Here is a 23590-nt window from a genome sequence, read left to right on the forward strand (position 1 = left end):
GGACAACTGTTCCGCTGTCCGCAAGGGGTCGGCCGGGAGGCCGATCCGGAGGAGAGACTAGCCTGATGGGCGTGACACGCCGCGCGAAGATCGTCTGTACTCTCGGCCCCGCCACCTCGTCCCCGGAGCGTATCCGAGGGCTTGTCGAGGCGGGCATGAACGTGGCGAGGCTCAACTTCAGCCACGGCAGTCACGCCGACCACGAAGCGGTCTACCGGCTGGTCCGGGAGGCCGCCGAGGCGTCCGGCAAGCCGGTCGCGGTGCTCGCCGACCTCCAGGGGCCCAAGATCCGGCTGGGCCGGTTCGCCGACGGCCCGCACGAGTGGCGCACCGGCGACTCGGTCGTGATCACCGGTGACGACGTCCTCGGCTCGAAGGAGCGGGTCTCCTGCACCTACCGCAAGCTGCCGCAGGAGGTGAAGCCGGGCGACCGGCTGCTGATCGACGACGGTCGCGTCGCGGTCGAGGTCAGCGACGTCACCGGCAACGACATCCGGTGCCTGGTCACCGAGGGCGGCCCGGTCTCCAACAACAAGGGCGTCTCGCTGCCGAACGTGGCGGTCAGCGTCCCGGCCATGTCGGACAAGGACGCGGAGGACCTGCGCTTCGCCCTCGGCCTCGGTGTCGACCTGGTCGCGCTCTCGTTCGTCCGCTCGCCCGAGGACATCAAGCTCGTCCACTCGATCATGGACGAGGAGGGCGTGCGCCGCCCGGTCCTGGCCAAGGTGGAGAAGCCGGAGGCGGTGGATCACCTGGAGGCGATCGTGCTGGCCTTCGACGGCGTCATGGTCGCCCGCGGCGACCTCGGCGTCGAGCTGCCGCTGGACCAGGTGCCGCTGGTGCAGAAGCGCGCCGTGCAGCTGTGCCGGGAGAACGCCAAGGCCGTCATCGTGGCCACCCAGATGCTCGACTCGATGATCGAGAACTCCCGCCCGACCCGCGCCGAGGCCTCCGACGTGGCGAACGCGGTGCTCGACGGCGCGGACGCGGTGATGCTCTCCGGCGAGACGAGCGTCGGCAAGTACCCGGTGCTCACCGTCAGCACCATGGCCAAGATCATCACCACCACCGAGGCCGGCTCGATCGCCGTCCCCCGGTTGCAGCACGACCCGCGTACGCACGGCGGCGCGCTCACCGTGGCCGCCTCCTCCATCGCCCGGGCCATCGGCGCCAAGGCCATGGTGGCGTTCTCGCAGACCGGCGACACCGTCAAGCGGCTCGCCCGGCTGCACTGCGACCTGCCGCTGCTGGCCTTCACGCCGGTGCCGGAGGTGCGCAACCAGCTCGCGCTCTCCTGGGGCGTGGAGACGTTCCTGATGCCGTTCGTCCAGCACACCGACGACATGTTCCGCCAGGTCGACCAGGCGCTGCTGGGCCTCAACCGGGCCAACCCGGGCGACTATGTGGTGATCGTGGCGGGCAGCCCGCCCGGCACCCCCGGCTCCACCAACACGCTGCGCGTGCACCAGTTGGGTTCGCTCGTGGATGCGGCCTCGGCGCGAGCTCTCCAGTGAGCGGTGGCGGTGCGGCGACCGGGCAGGCGGCGGTCGACCAGCTGCTGGAGGTGCTCGACCTCGCCCGTACCGGGGAGATGACCTTCCGGGGGATGAGCCCGCCGGTGGGCCCGCAGCGGGTCTACGGCGGGCAGGTCGCCGGGCAGGCCCTGGTCGCGGCCGGCCGCACCGTCGACGCGGAGCGGGCCGTGCACTCCCTGCACGGCTACTTCGTGCGTCCCGGCGACCCGGCCGAGCCGATCGAGTACCAGGTGGAGAACGTCCGCGACGGCCGGTCCTTCTCGGTGCGCCGCTCGGTGGCGTTGCAGCACGACAAGCCGATCTTCTTCATGTCGGCGTCGTTCCACCGGCAGGACGAAGGGCTGGACCACCACGCCCCGGTGCCGCCGGACGTGCCCGGCCCGGACGACGTGCCGACCATGACCGACCGGCTCTCCCGCTACCCGGAGCGGCTCGGCATCTGGGGGATGATCCCGCGCCCGATCGACGTGCGCTACGTCGGCGAGCCCGGCTGGGTACGCCCCGGCGACCGCCCGGCCGAACCGCACCAGCGGGTGTGGATGCGCCTGGACGGCAAGCTGCCGGACGACCCGCTGCTGCACGCGTGCGCGCTGACGTACGCCTCCGACCTGACGCTGCTGGACTCGGTGCTGTCCGTGCACGGCGAGGTGTGGGGCCCGGGCGGCGTGGTCGGCGCGAGCCTTGACCACGCGCTGTGGTTCCACAGGGCGTTCCGCGCCGACGAGTGGTTCCTGTACGACTGCTGGAGCCCGTCGGCGTCGGGCGCCCGTGGCCTGGCCACCGGGCGGATGTTCACCGCCGACGGGCGGCACATCGCCAGCGCCGTGCAGGAGGGCCTGCTGCGCCGGGTCGGGGGCTGAGCGGCGGGTAATGATCGTCCGGGCGCGGGTCGGCGAGGCGGCCCGCACTCCAGCGGACTAACCTGGCCGTATGCGTCTTTCCGCCCGGGTCGACTACGCCCTCCGCGCAGCCGCTGAGCTGGCCTCGGTCGCGGACGGGACCGCCGAGCGGAGCCGCCCGGTGACCGCCGAGCAGATCGCCCGGTCCCAGGACATCCCGCCGAAGTTCCTGGAGAGCATCCTGCTCCAGCTTCGCCGGGGCGGCATCGTGCACGCCCAGCGTGGTCCCGAGGGGGGCTACTGGCTGGCCCGCCCGGCCGGTGAGATCTCCCTGGCCGAGGTGATCCGCGTCATCGACGGTCCGCTCGCGCACGTGCGCGGCCACCGTCCGGAACAGCTCGGCTACCAGGGCGCGGCCCGCGCGCTGCAGGACGTCTGGATCGCGCTGCGAGCCAGCGAGCGGGAGATCCTCGAGCTGGTCACGATCGCCGACGTGGCCTCCGGGGCTCTGCCCGGCCGGGTCAACGAGCTGGCCGCCGACCCGCGCGCCTGGACCTGACCGCGCCGTCCGGCGCGTCCTACCAACCGGATGGGGGACTTGACCGGGACCACCTCCGTGCCGCATTGTCGACCAAGTTGATAGGAGATACCGAAAAGTCAGGGGGCGCTCGTGCGCAAGCTGCTGGTACTCGCCCTCGTCGGGCTCGCCGCGCAACTGGTCGACGGCTCGCTCGGCATGGCGTACGGGCTGACCTCCTCGACGCTGCTGCTGCTCGCCGGTGTCGCGCCGGCCGCCGCGTCGGCCTCGGTGCACCTGGCCGAGATCGGCACCACGCTCGCCGCGGGCGTCTCGCACTGGCGCTTCGGCAACGTCGACTGGCGGGTCGTCGGCCGGATCGCGCTGCCCGGAGCGATCGGCGCGTTCGCCGGGGCGACGTTCCTCAGCTCCATCTCCACCGAGGCGGCCGCCCCGTGGATGGCGGCCATCCTGTTCACGCTCGGCGCGTACCTGCTGGTGCGGTTCTCCCGGCCGTTGCGCGCCAACCGCGCCGGCGGCCGGCTGCGTAGCCGCTTCCTCGCCCCGCTCGGCCTGGTCGCCGGCTTCGTCGACGCCACCGGCGGTGGAGGCTGGGGCCCGGTGGCCACCCCGGCGCTGCTGGTCTCCGGCCGGATGGAGCCCCGCAAGGTCATCGGCTCGGTGGACACCTCCGAGTTCGTCGTGGCCGGCGCGGCGAGCGTCGGCTTCCTGATCGGACTGGGCTCCGAGGGCTTCCTGCTGCCCATCGTGGGCGCGCTGCTGGTCGGTGGCCTGATCGCCGCGCCGATCGCGGCCTGGCTGGTCCGCATCGTCCCCGCCCAGCTGCTCGGCGCCGTGATCGGTGGCGTGATCGTGCTGACCAACGCCCGCACCTTGCTGCGCGCCGGTGACCTGGGCGGCCCGGTGCCGGCGGTGGTGTACGCGCTGCTCGGCGTCGCCTGGGTGGCCGCCATCGTCCTGGCGGTGCGCGCGCTGCGCCGTACCCGCCGTGCCCGCGCCACCGTCGAGGCGGCGCTCGCCTCCGCGTCGCCGGCCGAGGCCGCGGTCGTCTCCGCGTCGCCGGCCGAGGCGGGGGAGCCCGCGCGGTCGGCGGAGCCGGGGGAGATCGTCGAGCCGGCGGGCGCCGCCAAGCCGGCGCCGGTCGCCGCCGCCGAGACCGACGAGGCCGCGGAGTCGCGGAAGCTCGCCGCCGCTGTCGAGGGCTGAGCCGCCTCGCGGCCCGGGCCGCGCCTTCGCCCCGGCGGGTCTGCACCGGCGTGTCGCTCGTCCAAGAGAGACGTCCTGCTGGCCGATATGCCTCTCGGTCATATTCATGACTCTGCGGTATATCGGCTGTCGGCCGTCTCTTCTCGCGGGCCGACGATCCGCCGCGTCGCCGCGCTTGTGGGGGTGTCCGGCGGTGACCTAGGCTGACGGAGCGCGGAGCCTAATCACCGACGTCGATGCGTTGACGTCGCCCGTCGCAGCAGGGCACGTACCTTCCCGCCGGCCCGGGCAGGCCGGCGTCCTCGCGTGCCTGACCTCCGCGAAAGGCATCCCCGTGCACCTCACCACCCCACGCCGCCGGCTCGCGCTGCTCGCCGCGGCCTCGGCGGTCACCCTGTCGGCCGGCGTGCTCACCACGATGACCGCCGCGGCGGCGGCCGCCGCCTGCCGGGTCGACTACCGGATCACCAACCAGTGGAGCGGCGGCTTCGGCGCCGACGTGACAGTCACCAACCTCGGCGACCCGGTCAACGGCTGGACCCTCGGCTGGAGCTTCGCCGCCGGCCAGCAGGTCGTCCAGGCCTGGAACGCCACGGTCAGCCAGTCCGGCGCGCAGGTGAGCGCGCGCGACGCCGGCTACAACGCGGCCCTCGGCACCGGTGGCACCGCGAACTTCGGCTTCAACGGCTCGTGGAACAACGCGTCGAACCCGGTACCGGCCGCGTTCACGCTCAACGGCACCGCCTGCACCGGCGCGCCGTCCACCACCCCGCCTCCGTCGACGCCCCCACCCACCACACCGCCGCCCACCACGCCGCCACCGACCACACCCCCGCCGACGACCCCGCCGCCCACCACTCCGCCGCCGACCACCCCGCCGGCCGGCGCGAAGCAGATGGAGGACCTCGACCGGGGCCTGGTCAGCGTCCGCTCCGGCAGCGGGAACCTGGTCTCCTGGCGGCTGCTCGGCACCGAGACCACCGGCGTGACGTTCAACCTCTACCGGGGCGGCACCAAGGTGAACGCCAGCCCGATCACCGGCGCCACCACGTACCTGGACAGCGGCGCGGCGGCCGGATCGGCGTACACCGTGCGGGCCGTGGTGAACGGCGCCGAGCAGGCGGCGTCCGCCCCGGCGCTCCAGTTCGCCAACGGTTACCTGGACGTGCCGATCCAGCCGCCGCCCGGCGGCACCACCCCGTCCGGGGAGGGCTACAGCTACTCCGCGAACGACGCGAGCGTCGGTGACCTCGACGGCGACGGCCGCTACGAGTTCGTGCTCAAGTGGGACCCGTCGAACGCCAAGGACAACTCCCAGTCCGGCTACACCGGCAACGTCTACGTCGACGCGTACACGCTCACCGGCGCCCGGCTGTGGCGCATCGACCTGGGCCGCAACATCCGCGCCGGCGCCCACTACACCCAGTTCCAGGTGTACGACTACGACGGCGACGGGGACGCCGAGGTGGCCATGAAGACCGCCGACGGCACCCGCTCCGGCACCGGCCAGGTGATCGGCAACGGCTCGGCCGACCACCGCAACTCCAGCGGCTACGTGCTCGCCGGCCCGGAGTACCTGACCATGTTCGACGGCCGCACCGGCGCGGCGCTGTCCACTGTCGACTACGACCCGCCGCGCGGCACCGTCTCGTCCTGGGGCGACTCGTACGGTAACCGGGTCGACCGGTTCCTGGCCGGCACCGCGTACCTGGACGGGCAGCGCCCCTCGCTGATCATGGCGCGCGGCTACTACACCCGGGCCGTTGTCGCGGCCTGGGACTTCCGCGACGGCACGCTGCGCAAGCGCTGGACGTTCGACTCGAACGCCTCCGGCAACGGCGCCGCCGCCGGCCAGGGCAACCACCAGCTCTCCGTGGCCGACGTCGACAACGACGGCCGCCAGGAAATCGTGTACGGGGCCGCCACGATCGACGACAACGGCCGGCTGCTGTACTCCACCGGCAACGGCCACGGCGACGCGCTGCACGTCGGCGACCTCGACCCCTTCCGCTCCGGCCTGGAGGTGTTCAAGGTCGACGAGGACGGCAGCAAGCCCAGCTCCTGGATGGCCGACGCGCGTACCGGGCAGATCATCTGGCAGACCGCGCCCAGCGGCGACAACGGCCGCGGCGTCTCCGGCGACGTCTGGGCCGGCAGCCCGGGCGCGGAGTCCTGGTCGTCGGCTGTCGACGGGCTGCTCAACACCCGGGGACAGAACGTCGGGCGCAAGCCGTCGTCGGCGAACTTCCTGATCTGGTGGGACGGCGACCCGGTACGGGAACTGCTCGACGCCACGAAGATCGACAAGTACGGCACCGGCGGCGAGACCCGGCTGCTCACCGGCAGCGGCGTCGCCTCGAACAACGGCACCAAGTCCACCCCGGCCCTCTCGGCGGACCTGCTCGGCGACTGGCGCGAGGAGGTCGTCTGGCGCACCAGCGACAGCACCGCGCTACGGATCTACAGCACGCCGGTGACCACCGGCCTGCGCCTGCCGACGCTGATGCACGACCCGCAGTACCGGGTGGCAGTGGCCTGGCAGAACACCGCGTACAACCAGCCGCCGCACCCCGGCTACTTCCTGGGCGACGGCATGAGCACCCCGCCGGCGCCGAACATCTACCTGCGCTGAAACGGCAGGCACCGGGTCGCCGGCCGCGGAATCCGCTCCGCCGGCGACCCGGTGCTCCACACCGCAGCATTCCCGACCCGTCCCGACCGGGAATGCCGTACCACCACCGGGGACAAAGTTATGCGTCCCACGCGACGCTGCGGTGACGTGGCTATGAAGAGCGTGTTTCAGCCCTCCCGGCGCAGCCCGCCCGCCACCTTCTCGGCGATCAGCTCGAACGAGCGGACCCGGTCGGCCACGTCGTACACCATCGAGGTGAGCATCAGCTCGTCCGCGCCGGTGCGCTCCAGCAGCTCCCCGAGCTGCCGGGCCACCGTCTCCGGCGAACCGGTCGCCTGCCCGTCGCGGCGCTGGGCGACGAACTCCCGCTCGAACTCCGAGTACGGGTACGCCGCCGCCTCCTCCGGCGTGACCAGCGGCTCCGGCCGCCCCGAGCGCAGCTTCAGGAACGACAGCCCGGCCGGCCCGGCCAGCCACTCGGCCCGCTCGTCGGTCTCCGCGCAGACCGCGTTGACGGCCACCATCGCGTACGGCCGGTCCAGCCACTGCGACGGCCGGAAGTTCTGCCGGTAGAGCTGCAACGCCGGGATCGTGTTCTGCGAGCTGAAGTGGTGCGCGAACGAGAACGGCAACCCGAGCAGACCGGCCAGCTGCGCGCTGAACCCGCTGGACCCGAGCAGCCACACCTGCGGCGACTGGCCCCGCCCCGGCGTCGCGGTGATCGGGCCGGGCTCGGCGCCGGAGAAGTAGTTCATCAGGTCGGCCAGCTCGCGCGGGAAGTGCTCGGCGGACAGGCCCTCCATGGTGCGGCGCAGCGCCAGCGCGGTCACCTGGTCGGTGCCGGGCGCCCGGCCGATGCCCAGGTCGATCCGGCCCGGGTGCAGCGCCTCCAGGGTGCCGAACTGCTCGGCCACCACCAGCGGCGCGTGGTTGGGCAGCATCACCCCGCCGGAGCCGAGCCGGATGGTGCTGGTGTTCGCGGCCAGGTGCGCGAGCAGCACCGCCGGGGCGGAGCTGGCGATGGCCGGCATGTTGTGGTGCTCGGCCACCCAGAACCGGCGGTAGCCCAGCTCCTCGGCGCGGCGGGCCAGCTCCGTGGTGTATCGCAGCGCCTCACCGGCGTTGCCGGTCGCCGCCACCGGGGCAAGATCAAGAACAGACATGGGTACGTCGATCACAGCGTGGTGCAACAGCCCACGTGCCGGAATTGTTCCGCCGGGTGCGCTACCCCATACCCCGGGCCTGCTCGAAGATCAGGCTGGTCTGGGTGTGCTGCACCGCCGGATCCACAGCCAGATGGTCGAGCACGAAGTCCCGCAGCGCGTCGCCGGAGGCGGCCCGTACGTGCAGCACGTAGTCCTCCGCGCCGGCCACGTGGAACACCGACACCACCCCTGGCAGTCGCACCGACCGGGCGCGGAACGCGTCCACCGCGGCCCGCTCGTGCGCGGTCAGCCGCACCGACACCAGCGCCTGCAACGGCAGACCCACCGCCGCCGGGTCCACCTCGGCGTGGAACCCGCGGATCGCCCCGCACTCGCGCAGCGCCCGGGTACGCGTCAGGCACGTCGACGGCGCCACCCCGACGCGCTCGGCCAGCGCGTTGTTCGGCAGCCGGCCGTCGGCCGCCAGTTCGGTGAGGATCGCGCGGTCGGTGTCGTCCAGGCCGGCGAACGGCCGTACATCATTCGGTGCGGCAGGCATGTGACCATCCTTCACCGAATCACCGCCGGGCGAAAGCGCAATCGGCAGAATCTTGTTCGCTGCTATTGCCCACCAGCGTCGTCATGTTCGACAGTTCCGTCATGACTTCCGTGGACACCGCAGCCGTACACGCCGGGCGCGCCGACCTCGCCGGGCTCGGCGTCCACGTCCCGCCCATCGACCTGTCCACCACCAACCCGCTGCCCTCGGTGGCCGGCGGCGGCGACGACTACGAGACGCTCGCCACCGGCGGCACCCTCCCGGCCGGCGGCAGCGCCGTCTACCAGCGCCTCTGGAACCCCACTGTGGCCCGGTTCGAGACCGCGCTCGCCCAGCTCGAAGGCACCGCCGAGGCCGTCGCCTTCGCCAGCGGCATGGCCGCGCTCACCGCCGCCCTGCTCGCCGCCACCCGCGACGGCAACCGCCACGTCGTCGCCGTCCGGCCCCTCTACGGCGGCACCGACCACGTCCTCGCCACGGGCCTGCTCGGCACCACAGTCACCTGGGCCACCCCCGCCGACGTGGCCGCCGCGATCCGCCCCGACACCGCCCTGGTCGTGGTCGAGACCCCGGCCAACCCCAGCCTCGACCTGGTCGACATCGCCGCGCTCGCCCACGCCGCCGGTGACGTCCCGCTGCTCGTCGACAACACCGTCGCCACCCCGGTGCTCCAGCAGCCCGCCCGCCACGGCGCCGCGCTCGTGCTGCACAGCGCCACCAAGAGCATCGGCGGCCACGGCGACGTCCTCGCCGGCGTGATCGCCTGCGCCCCCGAGTGGGCCGCCCGGCTGCGGCAGGTCCGCGCCGTCACCGGCGCCGTCCTGCATCCGCTCGGCGCGTACCTGCTGCACCGCGGCATCCAGACCCTCCCGCTGCGGGTCCGCGCCCAGCAGGCCGGCGCCGAGAAGCTCGCCGCCTGGCTCGCCGGCCACCCCGCCGTCGAGCGCGTCCACCACCCGTCGCTGCACGACCCGGCCGGGCTGGTCGGGCGGCAGATGTCCGGCACCGGCAGCCTGCTCGCCTTCGAGGTACGCGGCGGCGCGCCCGCCGCGGCCGAGGTCGCCGGCGCCTGCGAACTGATCACCCACGCGGTGTCGCTGGGCGGCGTCGACACGCTGATCCAGCACCCGGCCTCGCTCACCCACCGGCCGGTCGAGGGCGACGCCAAGCCGTGCGGCGGGCTGCTGCGCGTCTCGGTCGGCCTGGAGGACCCGGAGGACCTGCGGGCGGACCTCGCCCAGGCGCTGGCGCGGATCTGACGCCCGGCCGTTGCTGGCGCCGTCGAGTCAGGACTTCGGGCCGACATGCCGGTCCAGCGCGGCGACGGCCTCCCGGCGGGCCACGGACAGCGACCACGGCAGGTTCATCCGCCACGCGATACCGAGCAGGTCGAGGGACCACTGGCACAGCGCCATGATGTCGGTGGAGCGGTTGGAGAACATGTAGCGGGGATAGACGTATTCCTTCCCGCGAACGACGACCCGGTTGGCGAAGCGGCAGCCGTCGGAGTGGAACAGGCCCCGCAGCAAGTCGCCCGGCTGGGCCTCGACGATGGTGCGCTGCCAGTCGGCCAGGACGATCGGTCGCTCGTGTTTCTTGCCTGGCCCGTGCTGCGGAAACAGGCACGGCCAGTGGGCGGCGGTGCTCTGTACGGCAACGCAGCCCCGCTTCTGGATGCGCTGCACCTTATTTGCCAACACCGCCCGCATCGCGGCATCGCACTTGTCGATGAGGCTCGGCCAGGCGTCGGCACAGTAGACGCGGAGCACCGGCGTTCGATCGGTGGTAACCAGGTGGCCGTCACCAAGATAGAGTCCGAGCAGGTAGGCGTAGGCGGCCGGATCAGGTGGCCCGTCCTGGTCGGGGCGGCAGCGGAAGCAGCGGACCGCGCTGCCGAAGACCGCCGGCTGGGGCCGGTCGACGCACCAGTGCCAGACCGTGGTGTAGGGCAGGGAAAGGCTGCGGGCCACCGAATGGATGTTGTGACCCCGGGCGCGAAGGGCGCGGGCTCGTGCCCGCATTTCGGGAGGATGCACAGCAACATCCTCGAACACGTGTATGACAAGAAGTGCCGGGAGCGGGATTCGAACCCGCAAGCCCTTTCGGGCAGAAGTGTTTGAGACTTCCGTGTATGCCGTTCCACCATCCCGGCGGGGTGCGGTAACTGTACCCGACTAGGCTCATGCGGGAGCATGGGTGGTGACCGTGCCGGGATCGATGGTGGGAGTGGCTCGTGGGCGAGATGCAGGCGGACGCCGAGCGCAAGCGCGTTCTGATCGCCGAGGACGAGGCGCTCATCCGGCTGGACCTGGCCGAGATGCTCGTCGAAGAGGGCTACGAGGTGGTCGGCGAGGCCGGCGACGGCGAGACCGCCGTCAAGCTCGCCGAGGAGCTCAAGCCGGACCTGGTCATCCTCGACATCAAGATGCCGATCATGGACGGGCTGGCCGCCGCCGAGCGGATCGCCGGCGCGCGTATCGCCCCGGTGATCATCCTGACCGCGTTCAGCCAGCGTGACCTGGTGGAGCGGGCGCGGGCGGCCGGCGCGATGGCGTACCTGGTCAAGCCGTTCCAGAAGAGCGACCTGGTGCCGGCGGTCGAGATCGCGCTGTCCCGCTACTCGGAGATCGCCGCGCTGGAGTCGGAGGTCGCCGGCCTCACCGACCGGCTGGAGATCCGCAAGACCGTGGAGCGCGCCAAGGGCGCGCTGATGACGACGTACGGCATGACCGAGCCGCAGGCGTTCAAGTGGATCCAGCGCACCGCGATGGACCACCGGATGACCATGAAGGAGGTCGCCGAGCGGATCCTCGCCGAGACCACCGGCGGCGAGGTGGAGCAGCCGGCTTCCTGACCTGCCGGACGGCGTCCGATCGATAGGATCGGATTCATGCCTTCCGCGCGCGTCCGGCCGGCGCTCGTCGCCGTGACCGCCGCCGCGTTGCTCCTGGGGGCCTGTCACGCCGGCCCGCGGCCGCTGCCGGTGCCCGCGCCGCTGCGTCCGCAGTGGCGGGCCGTGGAATTGACGCTTCCGGCCGGCGCTGTGGGCCGCGCGGTGCCACGTGACGCGGTGCGCTGCGGTGCCCGCTGGTACGTGGTGGGCGGGCTGATCGATCCGGCGGGGGAGACGCGGCCGGCGGCGTGGTCCTCATCGGACGGCGTGTCCTGGTCGCCGATCCCGGTACGCGCGCAGACGTTCTACGGCCGTCAGCACGTGCTCTACGCGGTGGCCTGCCGGGGCGACGGGATGGCGGCGCTCGGCGCGAAGACGGGTGGCGTGCACGGCAATCCGCGTACCGGGACGTGGGTCTGGCGGCCGGGCGGGCCGTTGCGGGAGGCGCCGGCGGCGTTCGAGCTGTTCGGCGGCCCGCGCGCGGTGTTCGCGTCGCGGCTGGCGGCCGGGCCGGGCGGGTGGCTGATCGCGGGGGCGCGGGTCGACGGCGCGGCGGTGTGGGCGTCGCCGGACGCCGAGGGGTTCGTCCTGCGCGAGGGCGTCGACGAGCTGGGAAGTGACGGCCGGGGCCGGACGGCTGCCTACGACGTGGCGGCGGTGGGCCCGGGCTGGCTGGTGGTGGGGTCGTTGCTGCCGCCCGGCGGTACGGCCCGGGCGCCGCTCGCGTGGTTCTCGGCCGACGGCCGGGTGTGGCGGCGGGTGGCGTTGCCGGTGCCGGAGGGCGCCGCCGGGGCGGCGGAGCGGGCGGCGGCGGCCGACGGCGGGCCGGTGGTCGTCGGGCCGGTGGGGGACCGGTTCGCGGTGTGGCGCGCGTGCGACGACTGCGGCTCGCCGTCCGCCGCCCCGGTGGGTACGGCGCAGGGGTGGCGGCGGGTCGGCGGGTTCGGTGCGGCGGGTCCCGGGGTGTCGTCGGTGGATGCGCTCGCGGCGTCGGGTCGGCGGCTCGTCGCGGTGACCGGTGACGGGGCTCAGCGACGGCTCTGGATGTCGCGTGACGGCGGCGCGTCGTGGCTTCCGGTGATCACGTCGGTGCCGGTGCCGGACGGTGGCGACGCCGCGCTGGCGGTGGCCGTCGGCGACGACGGGCTGTTCGTGGTCACCGACGACGGGAAAACGTCCCGTGCCTGGTGGGGGGCGTTGCCGGTCGTCGATCGGTAGCGGGTGCTCGCAGGTGGACCCGTTACCGAGGATTAGTTGGTGAGAGCCTTTCTCCGCCTTCGGTTCTTACGGCGATCGGCTTGAATCCGCCACCGCGTGTAACGGTTCGGTCAACCCCGCTTTCCAGGTCTTACGCCACCGCTCGTGGTGGGATAACGTCCCGCCCCAGACCGGCGACGACGGTCTTGGTTCGTCCACCCCGCAAGGGCCAATCAGCGGCGGGTGGTTCGGATCATGGACGGAGGAGGGTTCGGGCCTTGAGGCAGAAGCTCGCACGCGTGATCGGCGGGGTCGCCATGCTGGCGCTCGTCGCCGGTGGCACCGCTTGTTCCAGCGGCAGCGACGATGAGGGTTCCGGGGGCAGCGCCTGCGGGAGCAAGATCGCTTTCTTCGGCGCGCTGACCGGTAGCTCGGCCGCGCTGGGCATCAACGAGAAGAACGGCGTCAAGCTGGCCGTCGACAAGTACAACAAGGAGAACCCGGACTGCAAGGTCGAGCTCGCCGAGCTCGACTCGCAGGGCAGCCCGGACCAGGCGCCGGGTCTGGCCCAGAAGGCGATCGACGACACCAAGATCCTGGGTGTCGTGGGTCCGGCCTACTCGGGCGAGTCCGAGGCCGCCGGTCCGCTGTTCAACGAGGCCGGTCTGGTCACCATCACCCCCTCCGCGACCCGTCCCAGCCTCGCCGAGCAGGGCTGGAAGACGTTCTTCCGCGCGGTCGGCAACGACCTGAGCCAGGGCCCCGCCGCCGGTAACTACATCAAGAACGTGATGAAGGCCGACCGGGTCTACGTCATCGACGACCAGTCCGCGTACGGCGCCGGCCTGGCCGACGAGGTCAAGAAGGTTCTCGGCGCCTCGGTCGTGGGCAGCGACAAGGTCCAGGGCGAGGGCAAGCAGACCGAGTTCTCCGGCGTGGTCACCAAGGTCAAGGCCGCCAACGTGAAGGCGGTCTTCTACGGCGGCTACTACCAGGAGGCCGGCCTGATCCGTAAGCAGCTCACCGCTGCCGGGGTCACCGCTCCGCTGGTCGCCGGTGACGGCGTGAACGACGGCGCGTACATCACCTCCGCCGGTGCTGCCGCCGCCGAGGGCACCATCCTCACCTGCCCCTGCGCTCCGTCCACCGAGGCGCGCGGCACCTTCGCCGCCGACTTCAAGGCGCTCAACGGCACCGACCCGGGCACCTACAGCGACACCGCCTACGACGCGGCGAACATCCTCCTGGCGGGCATCAAGGCCGGCAAGAGCAGCCGCGCCGACCTGCTGGAGTTCGTGAAGGGCTACAGCGGCGAGGGCGTTGCCGCCACCTACAAGTTCGTCGAGGGTGGCGAGCTCGACCCGGCGCAGGTCAAGGTCTGGGCGTTCAAGGTGCAGGGCGGCAAGGTCGTCCCGGACCAGGAGATCCCCAAGTCCTGAGCGTTCGATCGCTGGACTGGCGATTGAGTAGTGATCGCGGGTGCGGCCGGGAGCTGGCTCCCGGCCGCGCCCTCTTTTTCTCTTGAGCGACGGAGCGTCCCTCCCTTGGACTTCGACGGATTGTTCTCCAACTTCGGGGAACTCACCACGACCGGCTTGACGCAGGGCGCCATCTACGCCCTGGTCGCGCTCGGCTACACGCTTGTGTACGGCGTGCTAAGGCTCATCAACTTCGCCCACTCCGAGGTCTTCATCGCCGGCGCGTTCGCCGCGATCTGGACCTGGAACGGATTCGGACTCGACCAGAACTCGCAGGTCAGCGGCCTCGGCTCGATCCTGTTCTACCTGCTGGTGGCGATGATCGTGGCAGCCATCGCCTCGGCGGGCACCGCGACGGTGATCGAACGGGTGGCGTACCGGCCGCTGCGCAAGCGCAACGCGCCGCCGCTGGCGTTCCTCATCACCGCCATCGGCGCCTCGATCGCCATCTCGGAGGCGTTCGGCGTCTACACCCGGCGTCGGCCGGAGGGCGCGCCGATCCTGGTCAGCTCGAAGCCGCTGTTCCACATCGCCGGGGTGCCGATCGACGCGGTGCAGCTGCTCACGGTCGGCTCCGCGCTGGTGATGATGTTCGCGCTGGACCAGTTCATCAACCGCAGTCGTACCGGCCGCGGCATCCGGGCGGTGGCCCAGGACGCCAACACGGCGGCCCTGATGGGCGTCAACAAGGACCGCATCATCCTGATGGTCTTCATCGCCGGTGGCACCATGGCCGGCGTCGCGGGCCTGCTCTACGACGTGCGGATCCAGACGCTCACCTACAGCGTCGGCTTCCTGCTGGGCCTGAAGGCGTTCACCGCGGCGGTGCTCGGCGGTATCGGCAACCTGCGGGGCGCGCTCGTCGGCGGGTTGCTGCTCGGCGTCGTGGAGAACTACGCCGCGGGCCTGTTCGGCAGTCAGTGGAAGGACTTCGCCGCGTTCGCGGTGCTGGTCGTGCTGCTGATGTTCCGGCCGACCGGTCTGCTCGGCGAATCACTGGGGAGGGCACGCGCATGACGACCACCATCGACCCGCCGGAGCGGCGGGAGACGGCGGCGGACAAGCTGCGGCAGGGCCGGCACGCGATCTCGGAACGCTGGCACCACGCGCCGCGCTGGGTGCGCTGGGTGCTGCTGGCCGCGGTCATCGCGTTCTTCTACGCGCTGCCGAACAGGGAGTTCTACCAGTACCTCGGGCCGATCCCGACCCCGGGAGCGAACTTCACCCAGGTGATGTTCACGGTCTCGATCTACGTGTTGCTGGCGGTCGGACTCAACATCGTGGTCGGCTTCGCCGGCCTGCTCGACCTCGGCTACTTCGGCTTCTTCGCCGTCGGCGCGTACACGGTCGCGGTGCTGACCTCGCCGAGCAGCGACCTCAAGACGCTGTGGCCGTGGCTGGCGGTGGTGCCGATCGCGATCGGCCTGACCATGGTCTCCGGCGTCATGCTCGGTACGCCGACGCTGCGTCTGCGCGGCGACTACCTGGCGCTGGTGACGCTCGGCTTCGCCGAGATGATCCGGATCGCGGCGGTCAGCTCCGAGTTCCTCAAGGGACAGCGCGGCTTCAACCAGATCCCGCACCCGCCCGGCCAGTACGCCGACGGCCGGCCGTGGTTCGGCGTGCTCGACGCCCGCCCGTACTACTGGCTGGTGCTCACGCTGATCATCCTGGTGGTGATCGGGGTGCGGAACCTGACCCACAGCCGGGTCGGCCGGGCCTGGATCTCGATCCGGGAGGACGAGGACGCGGCCCAGCTGATGGGCGTGCCGACGTTCAAGTTCAAGCTGTGGGCGTTCGCCTCCGGCGCGGCCATCGCCGGCCTGGCCGGCGCGCTGTTCGCCGGTAAGCAGAACTTCGTCAACTCGCAGAACTTCGAGCTGCTCAACTCGATCATCATCCTGGCCGCCGTCATCTTCGGCGGCTCGGGCAACATCGTCGGCGCGATCGTCGGCGGCGGCCTGGTGGCGTACATGATCGAGCGGTTCCGCGGCATCGAGCTGTTCGGCATCGAGCTGTACGAGTACCGGTTCCTCTTCTTCGGCCTGGTGCTCGTGGTGATGATGATCTTCCGGCCGCAGGGCCTGATCCCGAACCGGCGACGAGCGGCGGAGTTCAAGGACCGCCGCAAGGAGGTGATCGTCGGTGAGTGACACCGAGCAGAACCCGAAGGTTCCGGCCCAGGCGGCGGCCCCCGCCGTCGAGGCGGTCGGCAAGCGGGAGCCGTTGCTGGAGGTCGACCACGTCACGCTGCGCTTCGGTGGCGTGGTGGCCCTCAACGACGTGGACTTCACCCTCTACAAGGGGGAGATCCTCGGTCTGATCGGCCCGAACGGCGCCGGCAAGACCACCTGCTTCAACGCCATGACCGGCATCTACCAGCCCACCGAGGGGCAGATCCGGTTCCTCGGCCAGAAGATCAGTGGCAAGAAGCGCCACCAGATCACCCGGATGGGCATGGCCCGTACCTTCCAGAACATCCGTCTCTTCCCGGAGATGACCGCGCTGGAGAACGTCCAGGTCGGCGCGGACGCGCACCACAAGACCAGCGTGATCGCCGCGCTGCTGCGCCTGCCGCGGCACTGGAAGGAGGAGCGCGAGGGCCGGGAGAAGGCCGAGCGCCTGCTGGAGTTCGTCGGCATCAGCCACCGGATGCACGAGTTCGCCCGCAACCTGTCCTACGGCGAGCAGCGCCGGCTGGAGATCGCCCGCGCGCTCGCCACCGACCCGAAGCTGCTCTGCCTGGACGAGCCGGCCGCCGGCTTCAACCCGGCGGAGAAGGAGGAGCTGCTCCAGCTCATCCGGCAGATCCGGGACCAGGGCGTGACGGTGCTGCTGATCGAGCACGACATGCGCCTGGTGATGGGCGTGACCGACCGGATCGTGGTCCTGGAGTTCGGAAAGAAGATCGCCGAAGGGCTGCCCGCCGAGGTGCGGGACAACCCGAAGGTGGTCGCGGCGTACCTGGGGGTGCCGGACGATGCTGCTTGAGATCGAGGACGTGAGCCTGCTCTACGGGCGGATCCAGGCGCTGCACGGCATCAGCCTGACCGTGGACGAGGGGGAGATCGTCGCGCTGATCGGCGCGAACGGCGCCGGCAAGTCCACCACCATGCGGGCGATCTCCGGCATCCGGCCGGTCGCCTCCGGCACGATCAAGTTCGCCGGTGAGGACATCACCAAGCTCCGGGCCGACCTGCGGGTGCGGCGCGGGCTGTGCCAGGCGCCCGAGGGCCGGGGCATCTTCCCCGGCATGTCGGTGCTGGAGAACCTGGACATGGGCGCGTACACCCGGCGCGACAAGGCCGGCATCGCGCAGGACCTGGCCCGGGTGCTGGACCTGTTCCCGCGGCTGGCCGAGCGGCGCAAGCAGGCCGGCGGCACGCTCTCCGGCGGTGAGCAGCAGATGCTCGCCGTCGGCCGGGCGCTGATGAGCCGGCCGAAGCTGCTGCTGCTCGACGAGCCGTCGATGGGTCTCGCGCCGATGCTGATCCAGCAGATCTTCACGATCATCACGGAGATCAACCAGCAGGGCACCACGATCCTGCTGGTGGAGCAGAACGCCCAGCAGGCGCTGGCGCGCGCCCACCGGGCGTACGTGCTGGAGACCGGCCGGATCGTCAAGAGCGGTTCCGGCACGGACCTGCTGCACGACCCCTCGGTCAAAGAGGCCTACCTCGGCGTGGCCTGACCGACCGACCCCTCGCAATAAGGAGTACCGCCATGTTCCACTCCAACCCCGGACGGCGGGCGGCGCTCGGCGTCGCCGGTGCGGCCGTCCTGCTGCTCTCGCTCGCCGCGTGCGGCGAGAAGGAGAACTCGGCCGAGCCGGGCGACGGCCCGTCGGTGTCCGCCACTGCCGACTCCAACCTCGCCGCGAAGGTGCCGGACGCGATCAAGGCCGACGGCGTGATCAAGGTCGGCACCGACTCGACGTACGCCCCGGCCGAGTTCCTCGACGCCGACGGCAAGACCGTGGTCGGCTTCGACGTGGAGCTGTTCAACGCGGTGGCCCAGAAGCTCGGTCTCAAGGCCGAGTACGAGTCGGCGCCGTTCGACGCGATCCTGCCCGGTGTGGGTTCGGGCAAGTACGAGGTCGGCGTCTCGTCGTTCACCATCAACCCCGACCGTCTCAAGACGGTCAACATGGTGAGCTACTACTCGGCTGGTACCCAGTGGGCGACCAAGAAGGGCAACCCGGCCGGGGTGGACCCGGAGAACGCCTGCGGCAAGAAGATCGCCGTGCAGGTCGGCACCGTTCAGCTCGACGACATCACCGCCCGGTCGAAGAAGTGCACCGACGCCGGCAAGCCGGCCATCAAGATCGACCAGTACCAGGCGCAGAGCGACGCCACCGCCGCCGTGGGCAGCGGCAAGAACGACGCCATGCTGGCCGACTCCCCGGTCGGCGCGTACGCGGTGAAGCAGAGCAACGGCCAGCTGGAGGTGCTCGGCGACATCTACGAGTCGGCGCCGTACGGCTACGCGGTGAACAAGGACCAGCAGGCGTTCGCCGAGGTGCTCAAGGAGGCCGTGCAGGCGGTCATCGCCGACGGCAGCTACAAGGCGGCGCTCAGCAAGTGGGGTGTCGAGGGCGGCGCCATCACCAACGCTGAACTGAACCCGTCGGTCTGACCATGTCGGCCGACACATCCGGACGGGCACGGCCTGAACCGATCAAGGCCGTGCCCGTGCGGCACCCCGGGCGCTGGGTCGGCGTGGCGGTCATCGCCGTGCTGGTCGCGATGTTCGTGCACATGCTGGTCACGAACTCCGCGTTCCAGTGGTCGTTCATGGTGGACGAGATGTTCCGTCCGCCGATCATCGAGGGACTTCGCGGCACCATCCTGCTGCTGATCACGTCGATGGTGATCGGCATCGGCCTGGGCATCGTCATCGCGATCATGCGGCTGTCGCCCAACCCGGTGCTGCGCGGCGTGGCCTGGGTGTACACGTGGTTCTTCCGTGCGGTGCCCCGGCTGGTGCTGGCGATCCTCTTCGGTAACCTCGGCATCCTCTGGTCGCGGCTGGAGTTCGGTCTGCCGTTCGACCGGCAGATCGGCGCGCTGTTCGGGTTGCACGACTTCGAGGCCCGGCTGTTCGGGTTCAGCGCGGTGGACATCCTGACCGGCTTCGTCGCCGGCATGCTGGCGCTGGGGCTGTCCGAGGCCGCGTACATGGCCGAGATCGTCCGGGCCGGCATCCAGTCGGTGGACGAGGGGCAGACCGAGGCGGCTCAGGCGCTGGGCATGAGCCGGGCGCAGATCCTGCGGCGGATCGTGTTGCCGCAGGCGATGCGGGTGATCATCCCGCCGACCGGGAACGAGACCATCGCGATGCTGAAGGACACCTCCCTGGTGGCCTTCGTGCCGGTGTCGATGGAGCTGTTCTTCCAGCTCAAGGCCGTCGGTTCCCGGACCTTCCAGCCCTTCCCGATGTACGTCGCCGCGACGTTGTGGTACCTGCTGCTGACCAGCGTCCTGTTGGTGGGGCAGTACTACCTGGAGCGGCACTACTCCAAGGGGTTCGGACGCAGTACGCGGGCTCGGCAGCGGCTCCGAGGGCTTGCGGCCGAGAGTGGCAGCACCACGAGTGGGACGGCGCAATGACGGACATGACCGCTTCCCCGCAGGTGTCGGGGGCCGAGTCCGGCCTGATGGTGCGGGCCGAGCAGGTGCACAAGTCGTTCGGGCCGCTGGAGGTGCTCAAGGGCATCGACCTGGAGGTCCGCTCCGGCGAGGTGTGCTGCCTGCTCGGGCCCTCGGGCTCCGGCAAGTCGACGTTCCTGCGCTGCATCAACCACCTGGAGAAGATCGACGCCGGCCGGATCTGGGTGGACGGCGACCTGATCGGCTACCGGGAGCGCGGCGGCAAGCTCTACGAGATGCGGGACAGGGACGTGGCCGCGCAGCGCCGCGCCATCGGCATGGTGTTCCAGCGGTTCAACCTGTTCCCGCACATGACGGTGCTGCAGAACGTCATGGAGGCCCCGGTGCTGCTGCGCCAGGCCAAGAAGACGGAGGCCCGGGAGCACGCCGCGCAGCTGCTGGACCGGGTGGGGCTGGGTGACAAGCTCGGCGCGTACCCCGGTCAGCTCTCCGGCGGCCAGCAGCAGCGGGTGGCGATCGCCCGGGCGCTGGCCATGCGGCCGAAGCTGATGCTGTTCGACGAGCCGACCAGCGCGCTCGACCCGGAGTTGGTGGGCGAGGTGCTGGACACGATGAAGGACCTGGCCCGCGACGGCATGACGATGATCGTGGTGACCCACGAGATCGGCTTCGCCCGCGAGGTGGGCGACCACCTCGTGTTCATGGACGGCGGCGTCGTGGTCGAGCAGGGCGACCCGCGCGAGGTGATCTCGGCGCCCCAGCACGAGCGGACCAAGGCGTTCCTGGCCAAGGTTCTCTGACCTCGGCCTCCGGTGCGGCGCGCGCCGCACCGGAGGCCGGAGTTGTCGGGCGTACGGACTAGAGTCGCAGCCGTGACAGCTACGACGCCGCGCCTGCTCCTCGTCGACGGACACTCCCTGGCATACCGGGCGTTCTTCGCCCTGCCGGTGGAAAACTTCTCCACGACCACGGGGCAGCCGACGAACGCCGTCTACGGCTTCACCTCGATGCTGATCAACGTGCTGCGCGACGAGCAGCCGACGCACATCGTCGTGGCGTTCGACGTCTCCCGCCGTTCCTTCCGCACGGAGAAGTACTCCGAGTACAAGGCCGGCCGCAGCGAGACCCCGACCGACTTCAAGGGCCAGGTCAGCCTGGTCAAGGAGGTGCTGGCCGCGCTGCGCGTGCCGGTGGTCGAGAAGGAGGGCTACGAGGCCGACGACGTCATCGCCACGCTCGCCTGGCAGGCCCGCGACCAGGGCATGGACGTGCTGATCACCACCGGTGACCGGGACGCGTTCCAGCTCGTCGGCGAGCGCGTCACGGTGCTCTACCCGCGCAAGGGCGTCTCCGACCTGGCCCGGATGGACCCGGCCGCGGTCGAGGCGAAGTACGGCGTCACCCCGGACCGCTACCGCGACCTGGCCGCGCTGGTCGGCGAGACCAGCGACAACCTGCCCGGCGTGCCGGGCGTCGGCCCGAAGACCGCGGCCAAGTGGATCAACCTGTACGGCGGGGTCGAGGGCGTGGTGGCCCGCGCCGACGAGATCAAGGGCAAGGCCGGCGACAGCCTGCGCGAGCGGCTCGCCGACGTGATCCGCAACTACGAGATCAACTGCCTGGTCTCCGACCTGGAGCTGCCGGTCCGCCCGGAGGACGCCCGCTGGCAGGGCTGGGACCGCGAAGCGGTGCACCAGGTCTTCGACACGCTCCAGTTCCGCATCCTGCGCGACCGGCTCTACCAATACCTGGAGGCGGTCGAGCCGGAGGCCGAGGCGGGCTTCGACCTGGACGGCGCGGTGCTCACCGAGCCGGGCGCGCTCGCGGGCTGGCTCGACACGCACGCCCCGGCGGGCGCACCGGTCGGCCTGGCCGTCACGCTCGACACCGGCCCGAACCGCCGGCACACCGCCACCGTGACCGCGATGGCGCTGGCCACCGCGGCCGGCGCGGGCGCCTGGTTCGACCCGAGCCGGCTGGACGCCGGCGACGAGGCCGCGCTGGCCGGCTGGCTGGCCGACGCCGAGCGCCCGAAGGTGCTGCACGACAGCAAGCCGGCGGTGCTGGCGTTCGCCGCGCACGGCTGGGAGCTGCAGGGCATCGCCCGCGACACCCAGATCGCCGCCTATCTGGCCCGCCCCGACCAGCGCTCCTACGACCTGACCGACCTGGCCCTGCGCTACCTGCACCGGGAGCTGCGCGTCGACGCGCCGGAGACCGGTCAGCTCACGCTCGACGGGCTCGGCGACGAGGGCGTGGCCGAGCAGAACCTGATGCTCCAGGCCCGCGCCACGCTCGACCTGGCCGACGCGATCGACGCCGAGCTGTCCCGCGACGGCGAGCAGTCGGCCCGGCTGATGGCCGGCGTGGAACTGCCGCTCATGCGGGTCCTCGCCACCATGGAGCGCACCGGCATCGCCGCCGACACCGACTACCTCTCCGAGCTGGAGGCGCACTTCGCCGCCGAGGTGAAGGCCGCCGCCCAGGGCGCGTACGAGGTGGTCGGCCGCGAGTTCAACCTGGGCTCGCCGAAGCAGTTGCAGGAGATCCTCTTCACCGAGCTGGGCCTGCCCAAGACCAAGCGGATCAAGACCGGCTACACCACCGACGCCGACGCGTTGCAGTGGCTGTTCGCGCAGACCGAGCATCCGCTGCTGCACCACCTGCTGCGCCACCGGGACGTGGCGAAGCTCAAGTCGACTGTCGACGGCCTGCTCAAGTCCGTCTCCGACGACGGCCGGATCCACACCACGTTCAACCAGACGGTGGCGGCGACCGGGCGGCTGTCCTCCACCGAGCCGAACCTGCAGAACATCCCGATCCGCACCGAGGAGGGTCGCCGGATCCGGCGCGCGTTCGTGGTCGGCGAGGGCTACGAGTGCCTGCTCACCGCCGACTACAGCCAGATCGAGATGCGGATCATGGCGCACCTGTCCTCGGACGATGCGCTGATCGAGGCGTTCAACTCCGGGCACGACTTCCACGCCGCCACCGCGTCCTCCGTGTTCGCCGTCGAGGTCGGTGACGTCACCGCCGACCAGCGCCGCAAGATCAAGGCGATGAACTACGGCCTGGCGTACGGGCTCAGCGCGTTCGGCCTGTCCCAGCAGCTCGGCATCTCCGCCGAGGAGGCTCGCGGGCTGATGGAGAACTACTTCGCCGGGTTCGGCGGGGTCCGCGACTACCTCCAGGAGGTGGTGGCCCGGGCCCGCCAGGACGGCTACACCTCCACCATCCTGGGCCGCCGCCGCTACCTGCCCGACCTGGTCAGCGACAACCGGCAGCGCCGGGAGATGGCCGAGCGGATGGCGCTCAACGCCCCGATCCAGGGTTCGGCGGCCGACATCATCAAGGTCGCGATGCTGCACGTCGACGGCGCGCTGCGCGACGCCGGGCTGCGGTCGCGGATGCTGTTGCAGGTGCACGACGAGCTGGTCTTCGAGGTCGCGCCGGGCGAGCGGGAGACGCTGGAGGCGCTGGTGCGCAAGGAGATGGGCGAGGCGTACCCGCTGTCGGTGCCGCTGGAGGTTTCAGTGGGCGAGGGCCACGACTGGAACAGCGCCGACCACTAGCCGTTCTTGCCCGTGCCCGTCCCCATACTTACAGTGGTCGATATTCATCGACTTCTAAGGGGCGGGTGGCGATGGGCGTACGTCAGATGGTGAGCCGGGTGGCGGCAGCCGGGTTGTTGGCCGCCGCGGCAGTCCTCACGCCCGCCACGGCGGCGCAGGCGGCCCCGACCGGGTGCAGCGCCTGGGACTCGGCCGGCGTCGGGTACGCGACCTGCACCGGCGGCACCGGCACCGTCCGGGTGGTGATCCAATGCCTCAGCCTCGCCGGAGACGAGATCACCCGCCTGGGCAACGCAGCGGCGGTCGGCCAGCTGTCCCGGGCGACCTGCCCCTCGTCGGTGTACTGGTCGTTGCAACCTGAGCCGTGGTACACGACGTCCGGCTGAG

The 23590-nt window shown here is 71.3% G+C and carries 21 protein-coding genes and 1 tRNA gene; 18 read left to right on the forward strand and 4 right to left on the reverse strand.

The window, feature by feature from the left end:
* Window positions 1–65: 65 nt before the first annotated feature.
* The 5 genes from pyk to ACSDG8_RS26590 all read left to right on the forward strand — a co-directional run bounded on the left by pyk (window position 66) and on the right by ACSDG8_RS26590 (window position 6750).
* The gene (gene pyk / locus ACSDG8_RS26570; RefSeq protein ID WP_210897438.1) at window positions 66–1514 is read left to right on the forward strand and encodes a pyruvate kinase; all 1449 of its coding nucleotides are present in this window, start codon (window positions 66–68) and stop codon (window positions 1512–1514) included.
* Entirely contained in the window at window positions 1511–2395 is an 885-nt protein-coding gene (locus tag ACSDG8_RS26575) for an acyl-CoA thioesterase (RefSeq protein WP_210897440.1), read from the forward strand. The genes pyk and ACSDG8_RS26575 overlap by 4 nt, the downstream gene beginning before the upstream one ends.
* A gap of 70 nt (window positions 2396–2465) precedes the next feature.
* Window positions 2466–2933, forward strand: coding sequence for an RrF2 family transcriptional regulator (locus tag ACSDG8_RS26580; protein ID WP_210897442.1), 468 nt, complete (start codon window positions 2466–2468; stop codon window positions 2931–2933).
* 111 nt (window positions 2934–3044) lie between these two features.
* On the forward strand, window positions 3045–4118 hold the full coding sequence (locus ACSDG8_RS26585) for a sulfite exporter TauE/SafE family protein (protein ID WP_210897444.1): 1074 nt from the start codon (window positions 3045–3047) through the stop codon (window positions 4116–4118).
* A gap of 334 nt (window positions 4119–4452) precedes the next feature.
* Complete coding sequence (locus ACSDG8_RS26590; protein WP_210897447.1) at window positions 4453–6750, forward strand: cellulose binding domain-containing protein; 2298 nt, start codon at window positions 4453–4455, stop codon at window positions 6748–6750.
* 167 nt (window positions 6751–6917) lie between these two features.
* Here ACSDG8_RS26590 and ACSDG8_RS26595 read toward each other — a convergent pair whose 3' ends face one another.
* Together ACSDG8_RS26595 and ACSDG8_RS26600 are read right to left on the reverse strand one after the other, a co-directional pair.
* Window positions 6918–7913 carry an LLM class flavin-dependent oxidoreductase gene (locus ACSDG8_RS26595; protein ID WP_210897449.1) on the reverse strand — a complete coding sequence of 332 codons (996 nt, stop codon included), beginning with the start codon at window positions 7911–7913 and terminating at the stop codon, window positions 6918–6920.
* A 61-nt stretch (window positions 7914–7974) separates the two neighbouring features.
* On the reverse strand, window positions 7975–8454 hold the full coding sequence (locus ACSDG8_RS26600; protein ID WP_047894721.1) for an Lrp/AsnC family transcriptional regulator: 480 nt from the start codon (window positions 8452–8454) through the stop codon (window positions 7975–7977).
* 83 nt (window positions 8455–8537) lie between these two features.
* On the opposite strand from ACSDG8_RS26600, the gene ACSDG8_RS26605 reads away from it, so the two are divergent.
* Window positions 8538–9713: a trans-sulfuration enzyme family protein gene (locus ACSDG8_RS26605; protein WP_210897451.1), complete on the forward strand. Its 1176-nt coding sequence runs from the start codon at window positions 8538–8540 to the stop codon at window positions 9711–9713.
* Window positions 9714–9740: 27 nt separating this feature from the next.
* On the opposite strand, the gene ACSDG8_RS26610 is transcribed toward ACSDG8_RS26605, so the two are convergent.
* Window positions 9741–10424 (reverse strand): transcriptional regulator, encoded by a 684-nt coding sequence (locus ACSDG8_RS26610; protein WP_439427308.1) that lies wholly within the window; start codon window positions 10422–10424, stop codon window positions 9741–9743.
* A gap of 99 nt (window positions 10425–10523) precedes the next feature.
* Window positions 10524–10606: transfer RNA gene (locus ACSDG8_RS26615), tRNA-Leu, on the reverse strand.
* Between the two features lie 81 nt (window positions 10607–10687).
* Between ACSDG8_RS26615 and ACSDG8_RS26620 the strand changes: the two genes are divergently transcribed.
* The 12 genes from ACSDG8_RS26620 to ACSDG8_RS26675 all read left to right on the forward strand — a co-directional run bounded on the left by ACSDG8_RS26620 (window position 10688) and on the right by ACSDG8_RS26675 (window position 23589).
* The gene (locus ACSDG8_RS26620; protein WP_030503803.1) at window positions 10688–11308 is read left to right on the forward strand and encodes an ANTAR domain-containing response regulator; all 621 of its coding nucleotides are present in this window, start codon (window positions 10688–10690) and stop codon (window positions 11306–11308) included.
* Between the two features lie 36 nt (window positions 11309–11344).
* The gene (locus tag ACSDG8_RS26625; RefSeq protein ID WP_439427309.1) at window positions 11345–12565 is read left to right on the forward strand and encodes a hypothetical protein; all 1221 of its coding nucleotides are present in this window, start codon (window positions 11345–11347) and stop codon (window positions 12563–12565) included.
* A gap of 257 nt (window positions 12566–12822) precedes the next feature.
* Window positions 12823–13983 (forward strand): branched-chain amino acid ABC transporter substrate-binding protein, encoded by a 1161-nt coding sequence (locus tag ACSDG8_RS26630; protein WP_439427310.1) that lies wholly within the window; start codon window positions 12823–12825, stop codon window positions 13981–13983.
* Window positions 13984–14088: 105 nt separating this feature from the next.
* A complete protein-coding gene (locus tag ACSDG8_RS26635) occupies window positions 14089–15039 on the forward strand; it encodes a branched-chain amino acid ABC transporter permease (protein WP_116507345.1) in 951 nt (316 codons plus the stop codon).
* Window positions 15036–16175, forward strand: a complete 1140-nt coding sequence (locus tag ACSDG8_RS26640; RefSeq protein WP_439427311.1) for a branched-chain amino acid ABC transporter permease — start codon at window positions 15036–15038, stop codon at window positions 16173–16175. The genes ACSDG8_RS26635 and ACSDG8_RS26640 overlap by 4 nt, the downstream gene beginning before the upstream one ends.
* Window positions 16168–17013, forward strand: a complete 846-nt coding sequence (locus tag ACSDG8_RS26645; protein ID WP_439427312.1) for an ABC transporter ATP-binding protein — start codon at window positions 16168–16170, stop codon at window positions 17011–17013. The genes ACSDG8_RS26640 and ACSDG8_RS26645 overlap by 8 nt, the downstream gene beginning before the upstream one ends.
* Window positions 17003–17713, forward strand: coding sequence for an ABC transporter ATP-binding protein (locus ACSDG8_RS26650; protein ID WP_210943225.1), 711 nt, complete (start codon window positions 17003–17005; stop codon window positions 17711–17713). Before ACSDG8_RS26645 ends, ACSDG8_RS26650 begins: the two co-directional genes overlap by 11 nt.
* Before the next feature lie 32 nt (window positions 17714–17745).
* Window positions 17746–18657 carry an ABC transporter substrate-binding protein gene (locus ACSDG8_RS26655; RefSeq protein ID WP_210897460.1) on the forward strand — a complete coding sequence of 304 codons (912 nt, stop codon included), beginning with the start codon at window positions 17746–17748 and terminating at the stop codon, window positions 18655–18657.
* A gap of 2 nt (window positions 18658–18659) precedes the next feature.
* Window positions 18660–19631: an amino acid ABC transporter permease gene (locus tag ACSDG8_RS26660; protein ID WP_210897462.1), complete on the forward strand. Its 972-nt coding sequence runs from the start codon at window positions 18660–18662 to the stop codon at window positions 19629–19631.
* Window positions 19628–20431: an amino acid ABC transporter ATP-binding protein gene (locus ACSDG8_RS26665; protein WP_439427313.1), complete on the forward strand. Its 804-nt coding sequence runs from the start codon at window positions 19628–19630 to the stop codon at window positions 20429–20431. Before ACSDG8_RS26660 ends, ACSDG8_RS26665 begins: the two co-directional genes overlap by 4 nt.
* 72 nt (window positions 20432–20503) lie before the next feature.
* The gene (polA, locus tag ACSDG8_RS26670) at window positions 20504–23203 is read left to right on the forward strand and encodes a DNA polymerase I (RefSeq protein ID WP_439427314.1); all 2700 of its coding nucleotides are present in this window, start codon (window positions 20504–20506) and stop codon (window positions 23201–23203) included.
* Window positions 23204–23274: 71 nt separating this feature from the next.
* A complete protein-coding gene (locus ACSDG8_RS26675; RefSeq protein ID WP_439427315.1) occupies window positions 23275–23589 on the forward strand; it encodes a hypothetical protein in 315 nt (104 codons plus the stop codon).
* Window position 23590 lies beyond the last annotated feature (1 nt).

This window comes from Micromonospora sp. LA-10, from assembly GCF_051853095.1.
GTDB lineage: Bacteria > Actinomycetota > Actinomycetes > Mycobacteriales > Micromonosporaceae > Micromonospora > Micromonospora echinospora_A.